Origin of the sequence: Mesorhizobium sp. LSJC285A00 (genome assembly GCF_000503155.1) — a bacterium.
Classification (GTDB): Bacteria; Pseudomonadota; Alphaproteobacteria; order Rhizobiales; family Rhizobiaceae; genus Mesorhizobium.
Genome location: NZ_AYVK01000020.1, coordinates 140,811 through 150,980 on the forward strand (window position 1 = coordinate 140,811; position 10,170 = coordinate 150,980).

The window sequence follows — 10,170 nt, forward strand, 5'->3', positions numbered from 1 at the left end:
GAGCCTCGATGGCGGGTCCGGGCGACAACACGCGCAACAAGTCGAAGACGGGGTCTGAAGCCGACAGCTTCAAGCGTGCCGTCACCGTCTGCATGCGCGCAATCGCCGGCGACAAGGAGCTCGAAGTCGGTTTCGCCAAGGACCGCCCGGCGCTCGCCGGCAGCCGCGCCCGTCTGCCCGAACTGCCGAAGAAAGCGTCCAAGACAGACATCGCGATTACTCGTGGCCTGGGCGATTCCATGGCGCTGAAGCGCGCCTGCCACGATCAGCGTATCCACACCAAACTGGCGCCGGAAGGCAAGCTGGCGCGCTCGATCTATGACGCCGTGGAACAGGCCCGCGTCGAGGCGATCGGCAGCCGCGCCATGCAGGGCGTCGCCGACAATATCGGCTCCATGCTGGAGGACAAATACGCCAAGGCCAACCTTGTCGACGTCAAGGACAAGGCCGACGCGCCGATCGAGGAAGCGCTGGCGCTGATGGTGCGCGAGAAGCTGACCGGGCGGCCGATCCCGAAGAGCGGCGAGCGGCTGGTCGAACTCTGGCGGCCCTGGGTCGAGGAGAAGGCCAAGGCCGATCTCGACGGACTGTCGGCCAAGCTTGGCGACCAGCAGGCCTTCGCCCGCGTCGTGCGTGAGATGCTGGCGTCCATGGACATGGCCGAGGAACTCGGCGACGATCAGGAGACCGAAGACTCCGAGGACAATGACGAGAACCAGCCGCAAGGCGAGGAGCAGAGCGAGGAGGGCGGCGAAGAGGATTCCGGCTCCGAGCAGTCGCAATCCGAGGATGCCGAGGCCTCGGCCGACGACGAACAGTCGTCCGAGACTGAGGCCTCCGACGCCACTGCCGACGATCTTTCCGACGATGACGATGCGGACGCCGAAACGCCGGGCGAGGCGCGCCGTAACGACAACCCGTTCGCCAACCTGCCGAAAGAGATCGACTACAAGGTTTTCACCACCGCCTTCGACGAGACCGTCGGTGCGGAAGAGCTGTGCGAGGAAGAAGAACTCGACCGGCTGCGCGCCTTCCTCGACAAGCAACTGGCCAATCTCTCCGGCGTCGTCGGACGGCTCGCCAACCGGCTGCAGCGCCGCCTGATGGCGCAGCAGAACCGTTCCTGGGATTTCGACCTCGAAGAGGGTTATCTCGATCCGGCACGCCTGGTTCGTGTCGTCATCGATCCGATGCAGCCCTTGTCGTTCAAGCAGGAGCGCGACACCAAATTCCGCGACACGGTGGTGACGCTGGTGCTCGACAATTCGGGCTCGATGCGCGGCCGGCCGATCACGGTTGCCGCCACCTGTGCCGACATTCTGGCGCGCACGCTGGAGCGCTGCGGCGTCTCGGTCGAGATCCTCGGCTTCACCACGCGGGCGTGGAAGGGCGGACAGGCGCGCGAGAAATGGCTGAAGGACGGCAAGCCGCCGAACCCCGGCCGGCTCAACGATCTGCGCCACATCATCTACAAATCCGCCGATCATCCGTGGCGCCGCGCCCGGCGCAATCTCGGCCTGATGATGCGCGAGGGCCTGCTCAAGGAAAACATCGACGGCGAGGCGTTGTTATGGGCGCACAACCGGCTGATCGCCCGGCCCGAACAGCGCAAGATCCTGATGATGATCTCGGACGGCGCGCCGGTTGACGATTCGACGCTGTCGGTCAATCCTGGCAACTATCTCGAGCGGCACCTGCGCGCCGTCATCGAGCTGATCGAGACGCGCTCGCCGGTCGAGCTTCTGGCCATCGGCATCGGCCACGACGTCACCCGCTATTACAGGCGCGCCGTCACCATCGTCGATGCCGAGGAACTGGCCGGCGCCATGACCGAGCAGCTGGCCTCGCTGTTCGCCGAGGAAAACGTGCGCGATACACGCCGCGGCGGCTACCGGCGCGCCGGATGATTTTTTTGCGCGGCGGGTTTCGGCAGATGCTCTTCGCGGTCACTGCCTTGTCCGGCATGGCGTTTGCGCCGGCCATCGCCGCCGGCCCAAGCGCGGTCGAGCCGGTCGAAGTCTCGGCGCGGCCGATCACCACCTTCCATATCGGCAGCGCCGACAAGCAGTTTGGGCCGCTGGAATTCGTCGGCGGTTTTGAGATGAACTCGACGACGCGCGATTTCGGCGCGCTGTCGGCATTTCGGTTCGTCAAACCCGGTAGCGATTTCATCGGCGTCGCCGATACGGGCTTCTGGTTCTTCGGCTCGATCACCCATGATGCCGACAAGCGGCCGTCCGGCATCCAGAATTTCCGCATGCAGCAGATGGTCGATGAGAAGGGCCGGCCGATCGACAGGAAATGGGAAGTCGATGCCGAGGGCCTTGCAGTCAAGGACGGCATCGCCACCGTCGGCTTCGAGCGCGATCACCGCGTCGCCCAGTTCAAGATCGACCCCAGCAACATGACGGCGCCTTTCAAGCAACTGAACTTTCTGATTCCAGCCCGCGAACTGCGACAGAACCGCGGTTTCGAGACGGTCACCCACACCAATCCTAGCGGCCAGCACGAGGGCGGCCTCGTCGTGGTCTCGGAAAAGAGCTTGGACAAGGCTGGCAACATCTATGCCGCCATCATCGAAGGGCCGCACAAGGGCGTCTTCACGGTCAAGCGCAACGGTGATTTCGACATCACTGACGGCGCCTTCCTGCCGGATGGCGACCTGCTGCTTTTGGAGCGCAGTTTCTCGATGGCCGGCGGTGTCAGGATGCGGCTAAGGTGCATCTATGGCGAAAGCGTCGAGAAGGGCGCGGTTGCCGACGGACCGGTGCTGATGGAAGCCGACATGGGCTACCAGATCGACAATATGGAAGGACTCGACGTCTGGACCCGCGATGACGGAGCGCTGATGGTGTCGCTGATCTCGGACGACAACCACTCGATCCTGCAGCGCAACCTCTATCTGGAATTCATCCTGCACCAGGATTGAGAGCCCTAAGGCTTGGTGGCGATCCAGATGACGTGGCGCGCGCCGCGCTTGCCATTCGCGCGCGTCTTCACCTCGTCCACGACAAAGCCCGCCTGCTTGAGCCTACGTGTGAAGCCGGCATCGGGGCCTTGCGACCAAACAGCCAGCACGCCTCCGGGCCTGAGCGCTGTACGCGCCGCGCCGAGGCCGGCAGCGCCATAGAGGGCGTCGTTGCCCTTGTAGACGATGCCTTCGGGGCCATTGTCGACATCGAGCAGGATGGCGTCCCAGGCTGCCTTGTCGGATCTTATGATGTGCCCGACGTCGGCTTCGCGAACCGTCACACGGGGATCGTCGAGACAGCCGGCGAAGACCGCCTCCATGGGGCCGCGCGCCCAGGCGATGACGGCGGGGACAAGCTCGGCAACGGTGATGCCTGCGTCGGCGCCCATTTGGGCAAGCGCAGCGCGCAGCGTAAAACCCATGCCGAGGCCGCCGATCAGGATTTTCGGTTGGGCGCGGCCGCCGATCTTTTCACAGGAGAGCTTGGCCAGCGCTTCCTCGGAGCCGCTGAGGCGGCTGTTCATCAGCTCATTGGTGCCGAGCATGATCGAGAATTCGCTGCCGCGCTGCTTGAGGCGCAGTTCCTGTCCGCCGTCAGGCGTTTTGGCCGAGCCGAGCTGGACCCAGGGAATCACGGCCTAGACAGCCACGGCCGGCTGGCTCCAGTGGGCGGCGAGCAGCCGGTAGGGGATCAGGGCCACAACAGCGATGATCAGCTTCACCGAGAGGTCGCCCAAGGCCCAGGAGACCCAGCGCATGGACTCGACCGGCAGCACGCCCATCAGCGGCGCCGTCTCCAGCGCAAAGCTGTCGTTCGGGCCGGCAAAAGCGAAGGCGGCCGAAAAGGCGATGCTGAAGAACACCAGGGTGTCGAACACCGAGCCGACCAGCGTGCCGACGATCGGCGCGCGCCACCAGCTCTGCCGGCGCAACCGGTTGAACACGGTGACGTCGAGCAATTGCGCGCAAAGGAAGGCCGCGCCGGAAGCTGTGGCGATGCGCACCAGCCGGTCGGCTGATGTCTCGAACTCGATCAGGCCGTGGCGAAACAGGAAGGGCGGGACGAGAATCGAGCAGACCACCGCGGTCATGAAGCCGACAAAGACGATGCGGCGCGCCACCGTCGGGCCGTAGCGGCGGTTGGCAAGGTCGGTGACCAGGAAGGAGAAGGGATAGGTGAAGGCGCCCCAGGTCAGGATGTCGGCCAGCGACAGACCGCCGGCCTGACCCTGCATCGGGAACTGCACGAGGATGTTCGATACCACGACGACAAGCGCCATGGCGGCCACAAAGGGCAGATATCGCGAGAAGGAAGTCATTTTTTTATCCTGGGTAATGGAACCAGCCAGCCGCTAGCCGAAATCCGGATCGCGCTGCCTTGCAAGTTTTGAGCATCGGATTGCTCCGATGCTGCTGCCTTAGAAGTTTTGAGCATCGGATTGCTCCGATGCTCAGGGCGGTCGTCCCCCGCCTTGATATCGTTAAGCGGCGGGCTGGTCGGCCAGCTTCTTGGCGATCTGCTTCTTCAGCAGCCGCGCGCGCTGCGACAATTCCTTGGCGTCGGCCTTGGCCAGGAAGGCGTCGAGGCCGCCGCGATGCTCGACCGAACGCAGCGCGTTGGCCGAAATGCGCAGGCGCACATTCTGGTTCAGCGCTTCCGAAATCAGCGTCACATTGACGAGGTTCGGCAGGAAGCGGCGCTTGGTCTTGTTGTTGGCGTGGCTCACATTGTTGCCGGTCTGGACTGCCTTGGCAGTGAGTTCGCAGGTGCGGGACATGGCTCTAACCTTCAGTTCTGTCTAGCCTGCCAAACCTTGTTCGCCCGCGCCGGGTGGCGCGCGGTTTCAGTCAGGCGGCCTTATGGAAAAGTTGGCGTTCCATAGTTGCATTTCGCCAATGCGTCAAGCTCCGGCTTGCCCACGACTGTGACGAGCGTTTCATATAAAGGCCGGAATTCAGCCTATAAGCGGTCGGACAGGGACATCTCAAGCCGGAGTCGCCCGCCTCCGGTTAAAAAAATCAAGGACCGAGCCCGCCATGCTTCGCCCGTCACATGCCGTTGTCGCCATACTTGTCGCCGCCTTGCCGACATCAACCCTTGCCGCCGCGCCCGCAGCCACCGCACAGTCCTTCAAGGGCGAATACACGGTGTCGTTCCTCGGCCTTTCCGTGGCCAAGGCGACATTTTCCAGCCACTACGAAGGCGGTAGCTATTCCATAGACGGCACCGTCTCCAGCGCGGGTCTCGCCACCTTGTTCGACGACACGAGCGGCACGATCTCGTCAAAGGGCAAGATCCTGGGCAAGCAGATGCAGCCACAGGTATTTCGCGCCGATTATAAGTCCGGCAAGAAGGCTTCCATGGTCGATATCCGCTTTGCCAATGGCGCGGTGACCGCCACCCAGGTCATTCCCGAGCCGAAAAAGCGCAATCCCAAAAACTGGATACCGCTGGGCAGCAACGATCTGGCATCTGTGCTCGATCCCATGGCGGCTACCGTTATCCATGCCGACAGCCTCGACCAGGTCTGCGGGCGCAAGGTGAAATTCTATGACGGCGAGATGCGCGCCGACCTGACGCTGACCTACGCCTCGAAAGGATCGATCTCGGTCAAGGGCTACAAGGGCGACACCGTTACCTGCAAGATGAGCTTCGAGCCGGTGGCAGGCTACCGCAAGGGCCGCAAGGCGCTGAATTACCTGAAGAAGAAGAGCCAGATGATGGTGACGTTTGCACCGCTCGGCCAAACCGGCATATATGCGCCGATCCACGCCACGGTCGGGACGCAGATCGGCACCTTGACTGTCAGCGCGGGGCGGTTCGAAGCTACTGAATAGACGCGCCCACCCGAATAGAAATGGGGCGAGTCGTCGGAGACGGGCATGGGGCGCGCAACACTGATCGGTTTCTCGGCGGTCGCCATGTGGGCGCTGCTGGCGTTGCTCACCGATGCGTCGGGCGCCGTGCCGCCATTCTTGCTCTCGGCCATCACCTTCACCATCGGCACCGCGGTCGGGCTGGTTGCCCGGCTGTTCATGCCGGCGACCGATAAAAGCCTGAAGATCCCACGCCAGGTCTGGGTGATCGGCATTGCCGGACTGTTCGGCTACCATTTCTTCTATTTCACCGCGCTGCGCAACGCGCCGGCGGTGGAGGCAAGCCTGATCGCCTATCTGTGGCCGCTGCTGATCGTGCTGGGATCAGCGCTGATGCCGGGCGAGAAGCTGGCCTGGAACCATGTGGTCGGCGCGCTGCTCGGGCTCGCCGGGACCGTGCTGATCGTCACCAAGGGTGGCGGCCTCGCCTTCGATGCTCGCTACACCTTCGGCTATGCGATGGCGGCCGTCTGTGCGCTGCTGTGGTCGTCCTATTCGCTGCTGTCGCGGCGCTTTCCGGCGGTGCCAACCTCGATCGTCACCTGGTTCTGCGCCGCCACCGCAGCCCTGTCCCTCATCTGCCATCTTCTGCTGGAAAAGACGGTGCTGCCCGATGGCCCCGGCCAGTGGCTGGCGGTGGTTGGTTTGGGGTTGATGCCGGTGGGTGCCGCCTTCTATGCCTGGGATATCGGCGTCAAGCGCGGCAACATCCAGGTGCTCGGCGCGGCAAGCTATGCGGCGCCACTGCTGTCGACATTGGTGCTGATCGCGGCGGGCGTTGCCGAGCCGTCGCTGCGTATCTTGGCCGCCTGCGTGTTGATCACGGGTGGGGCGGCGCTGGCGGCGAAATCGTTGTTCCTGCGCAAGGCGGCAACTGGCGGGGCAAGCGCATGACCATGCCGTTTGCCGGCGGCATCGACGCCAACGCAAATGCAACATTGATTTTTTCGCTGGTGGCGGCAGTGATCTACGCCTTCACCCTGGATATGCGGCCGACGCTGGCCCGCTCGGCGGCAAAGACGCTGGCCGTGGCCATGCTTGCGGCGCTGGCCTTCATGCAAGGTGGGCCGCTGTTGCTCGTCGTCGCACTGCTGCTCAGCGGCGTCGGCGATGCCTTCCTGTCGCGTGACGGCGAAAAGGCCTTCCTCGGCGGGCTGGCCAGCTTCCTTGCGGCGCATGTCCTCTATGTGCCGCTCTTCCTGCGCGGCGGCGGCGGGCTGGATGTGCTCAGCACCGAGACATGGCGCGGCGCCATCGCGCTTGCCATGGCGGCCTTCGCAGTCGTCATGCTGGCGGCGCTCTGGCGCCGTGTCAGTCCCGGCCTGCGGGTGCCGATCGCCATCTATATCGCGGCCATTCTGGCGATGGGCATCTCGGCGTTGACGCTCGACAATCCGTGGGTCATCGGCGGCGCTGTTATGTTCATGGCATCGGACGGGCTGCTTGCCGCGGAGAAATTCCTGGTTCCGGCAATAGCACCCTATCGCGCCGGCATCCGTTATGCGGTCTGGGTGCTCTACTATGCCGCCCAGCTCTGCATAACTCTTGGTTTTCTTCTGGCCTAAGGCTGCCAGCCCGGCTCGGCCATTTCAAACGCGGCGAAGTCGAAGCCCGGCGCCACGGTGCAGCCGACCAACGTCCATTCGCCGAGGCTGCGCGCTGATTGCCACCAGCCGGCCGGCACAACGATCTGCGGCCGCTCGCCCGCCGCAAGTTCAATGCCGAGCACCTGCTCGATCACCTGGTTTACCTTTGGACTGCCTTCCTCGCACGTCGACAGCGCAAGCGGTGCCCCGGCATGGAAATGCCAGACCTCGGCCGCGTCCTTGACCCGGTGCCAGGCCGAAATCTGGTCCTGTTCAAGGAGGAAATAGATCGCCGTCGAATGGCCGCCACCGGCGCCGTCGCGAAAGGTCTCGGCATACCAGCCGCCTTCCGGGTGCGGCTTGAGGCCAAGCATGGCGATGATTTCAGCGGCGCTGGTCATGGCTGATCCCGGAACGATGCTCAGAAATTGTCCTTGCGCTTGCGGATTTCCGCGAACACTTCGGCGTCGGAGGCCTCCTCCATACCGAGATGCTTGCGGATCGCCGGGTCGTGCCAGCGCAGGAACGGATTGGTTGACAATTCCTCGCCGATCGTGGTCGGCAGCGTCGCCTTGTTGTCGGCGCGCAGGGTCTCGATCTTGGCGGCACGTTCTTTCAGCGCCGAATTGGTCGGGTCGACGGTCAACGCAAAGCGGGCGTTCGAAAGCGTATACTCATGGCCGCAATAGATGACCGTGTCCGCCGGGAGTGCGGCGAGCTTCTTCAGCGACTCATACATCACCGGCGGCTTGCATTCGAACAGCCGGCCGCAGCCGAGCGCGAACAAAGTGTCGGCGGTGAACGCCACTTTCGAGGCCGGAAAATGATAGGAGACATGGCCCGCAGTGTGGCCGGGCGTGGCGATGACATCGATCCGCTCGCCGCCGAGATGGACGACCGAGCCTTGCCCGACGGTCTCGTCGATGCCGGGGATCTTTTCCTTTTCAGCCTCCGGTCCGACGATGCGCAGCTTGAAGCGCTCCTTCAGCGCCAGATTGGCCTCGACATGGTCGACATGGTGGTGGGTGGTCAGGATCATCGTCGGCTTCCAGCCGGTACGCTCGATAGCGGCAATGATCGGCGCTTCTTCGGGTGCGTCGATAATGGCGGTCTCGCCGCTTTTCGGGTCATGCACCAGCACGCCGAAATTGTCGCTGCGGCACATGAACTGTTCGATTTCGACGGGCATTGGCATCTCTCCATCTGTTGGCGCAGACATAGGGCGCTTGGCCGCTGATGTCATCTAGCTTTGCAGAACGTGCCGGCTTTGTTGAACTTGGGCGGCATCGCAGCTACCGTCCCGCGCATGCATTCCGATATCGTCGATCTCCGCTCCTTCTATTCGACCACGCTCGGCCGCCTGGCTGAACGCTCGATCACCATGGCGCTGTCCTCAATATGGGCAACAGTGCCCAATGAGCGGCTGGTCGGGCTCGGCTATACCTTGCCGTGGCTGGAGCGGTTCGGCACCGATGCCGAGCGGGTGTTTGCCTTCATGCCTGCTACGCAAGGCGCCGTCGTCTGGCCGGCGAACGGGCCGACGGCTACGGCGCTGGTCTTCGACGAGGAATTGCCGCTGGTCGATTCCTGCATCGACCGCATGCTGCTCGTGCATTCGCTCGAACATGTCGAAAACCCGCGCGAGACGCTGAACGAGATCTGGCGGGTGCTGTCGCCGGCAGGGCGCGTCGTCATCGTCGTGCCCAACCGGCGCGGTGTCTGGGCGCGGTTCGAGCACACGCCGTTCGGCAATGGCCGGCCGTTCTCGCGCGGCCAGCTGACAGAATTGCTGCGCGAGGCGAATTTCACACCGGCTTCCTGGTCCGACGCGCTGTTCTTCCCGCCATCGCCGCGGCGCTTCATGATGCGGTTCCACAATGTGCTGGAGCGCGCCGGCCGGCGGTTCTGGCCGATCTTTTCCGGCGTCATCGTGGTCGAGGCGCAGAAGCGGCTCTATCAGGGCGTGCCGGTCGCGCAGCGCGCCTCGCGCCGTGTCTTCGTGCCGGTACTGTCACCGCACGGTGCGACGCGGCTTGGCCGCCGGGCGGAAGGGGTGACATCGACGACGCGTCAGGTGACACCTTCATGATCATCATGAAAACTGGTGTTGCGTGGGTTTTTCCCACCTATCTGTCGCAGATGCATTCGCGGTCCGTTTGAGCGGCGGATGCCTTCAAGTCTCTCCATCTGGTTTCAGCAACGCTTCTGAACGCAAGGACCTCGTGCATGGCTGATCAACCGGACAAGTCCGCCACCGTTCAGCCGGTAACCGTCGAAGCCAGCAGCCTGCGCGATCAGGTAGCGACGATCAAACGGGCGCTGATAGGCTCACCGGTGCGCAAGTGGCTGGTCTGGACGTCGGTCGGCATTATGGCGGTCATCGTCGCGACGTCGATCGGCCAGGTTCTGCTCAACCGCTGGAACCAGCCTTTCTACGATGCGCTGGCGCGTCGCGACATGGCGGCCTTCCTGCATCAGCTGATGATCTTTGCCGTGATTGCCGGCACGCTGCTGCTGCTCAACATCGCTCAGACCTGGCTCAACCAGATGATCCGGCTGAAGCTGCGCGAGGCGCTGACGCTCGACCTGATCGACCAATGGATGCGGCCGGCGCGGGCCTTCCGGCTCGCCAATGCCGGCGCCATCGGCGTCAATCCCGACCAGCGCATGCAGCAGGATGCCGCGCATCTGTCCGATCTGTCGACGGACCTCGGCGTCGGCCTGCTGCAATCCTTC

Annotated in this window: 12 protein-coding genes; 7 read left to right on the forward strand and 5 right to left on the reverse strand. The window is 63.8% G+C overall.

Annotated features, from left to right (window positions below; genetic code table 11):
• The first annotated feature begins 8 nt into the window (after nucleotides 1-8).
• Nucleotides 9-1,907 carry a cobaltochelatase subunit CobT gene (gene cobT / locus X726_RS151515; protein ID WP_023670678.1) on the forward strand — a complete coding sequence of 633 codons (1,899 nt, stop codon included), beginning with the start codon at nucleotides 9-11 and terminating at the stop codon, nucleotides 1,905-1,907.
• Nucleotides 1,904-2,929 carry an esterase-like activity of phytase family protein gene (locus tag X726_RS151510; protein ID WP_023670679.1) on the forward strand — a complete coding sequence of 342 codons (1,026 nt, stop codon included), beginning with the start codon at nucleotides 1,904-1,906 and terminating at the stop codon, nucleotides 2,927-2,929. The genes cobT and X726_RS151510 overlap by 4 nt, the downstream gene beginning before the upstream one ends.
• A gap of 5 nt (nucleotides 2,930-2,934) precedes the next feature.
• Here X726_RS151510 and X726_RS151505 read toward each other — a convergent pair whose 3' ends face one another.
• The 3 genes from X726_RS151505 to rpmB all read right to left on the reverse strand — a co-directional run bounded on the left by X726_RS151505 (nucleotide 2,935) and on the right by rpmB (nucleotide 4,749).
• A complete protein-coding gene (locus tag X726_RS151505; RefSeq protein ID WP_023670680.1) occupies nucleotides 2,935-3,606 on the reverse strand; it encodes a spermidine synthase in 672 nt (223 codons plus the stop codon).
• 3 nt (nucleotides 3,607-3,609) lie between these two features.
• Nucleotides 3,610-4,290, reverse strand: a complete 681-nt coding sequence (locus tag X726_RS151500; RefSeq protein WP_023670681.1) for a queuosine precursor transporter — start codon at nucleotides 4,288-4,290, stop codon at nucleotides 3,610-3,612.
• Nucleotides 4,291-4,452: 162 nt separating this feature from the next.
• On the reverse strand, nucleotides 4,453-4,749 hold the full coding sequence (gene rpmB, locus X726_RS151495; RefSeq protein ID WP_023670682.1) for a 50S ribosomal protein L28: 297 nt from the start codon (nucleotides 4,747-4,749) through the stop codon (nucleotides 4,453-4,455).
• Between the two features lie 259 nt (nucleotides 4,750-5,008).
• Here rpmB and X726_RS151490 point away from each other — a divergent pair, with 259 nt between their 5' ends.
• From X726_RS151490 to X726_RS151480, 3 genes are read left to right on the forward strand one after another with little or no spacing between them, the layout of a single operon-like run.
• Nucleotides 5,009-5,809, forward strand: a complete 801-nt coding sequence (locus X726_RS151490; RefSeq protein WP_023670683.1) for a DUF3108 domain-containing protein — start codon at nucleotides 5,009-5,011, stop codon at nucleotides 5,807-5,809.
• Nucleotides 5,810-5,854: 45 nt separating this feature from the next.
• Nucleotides 5,855-6,742 (forward strand): EamA family transporter, encoded by an 888-nt coding sequence (locus tag X726_RS151485; protein WP_023670684.1) that lies wholly within the window; start codon nucleotides 5,855-5,857, stop codon nucleotides 6,740-6,742.
• The gene (locus tag X726_RS151480) at nucleotides 6,739-7,413 is read left to right on the forward strand and encodes a lysoplasmalogenase family protein (protein ID WP_023670685.1); all 675 of its coding nucleotides are present in this window, start codon (nucleotides 6,739-6,741) and stop codon (nucleotides 7,411-7,413) included. Before X726_RS151485 ends, X726_RS151480 begins: the two co-directional genes overlap by 4 nt.
• On the opposite strand, the gene X726_RS151475 is transcribed toward X726_RS151480, so the two are convergent.
• Nucleotides 7,410-7,835 (reverse strand): cupin domain-containing protein, encoded by a 426-nt coding sequence (locus X726_RS151475; protein WP_023670686.1) that lies wholly within the window; start codon nucleotides 7,833-7,835, stop codon nucleotides 7,410-7,412. The two genes, X726_RS151480 and X726_RS151475, sit on opposite strands and share 4 nt — an antisense overlap.
• Nucleotides 7,836-7,855: 20 nt before the next feature.
• On the reverse strand, nucleotides 7,856-8,623 hold the full coding sequence (gloB, locus tag X726_RS151470) for a hydroxyacylglutathione hydrolase (RefSeq protein ID WP_023670687.1): 768 nt from the start codon (nucleotides 8,621-8,623) through the stop codon (nucleotides 7,856-7,858).
• Nucleotides 8,624-8,740: 117 nt separating this feature from the next.
• Between gloB and X726_RS151465 the strand changes: the two genes are divergently transcribed.
• Nucleotides 8,741-9,523 (forward strand): methyltransferase domain-containing protein, encoded by a 783-nt coding sequence (locus X726_RS151465; RefSeq protein WP_023670688.1) that lies wholly within the window; start codon nucleotides 8,741-8,743, stop codon nucleotides 9,521-9,523.
• 137 nt (nucleotides 9,524-9,660) lie between these two features.
• The coding region (locus X726_RS0135470; RefSeq protein WP_031215033.1) for an SbmA/BacA-like family transporter at nucleotides 9,661-10,170 on the forward strand (510 nt) is incomplete at its 3' end.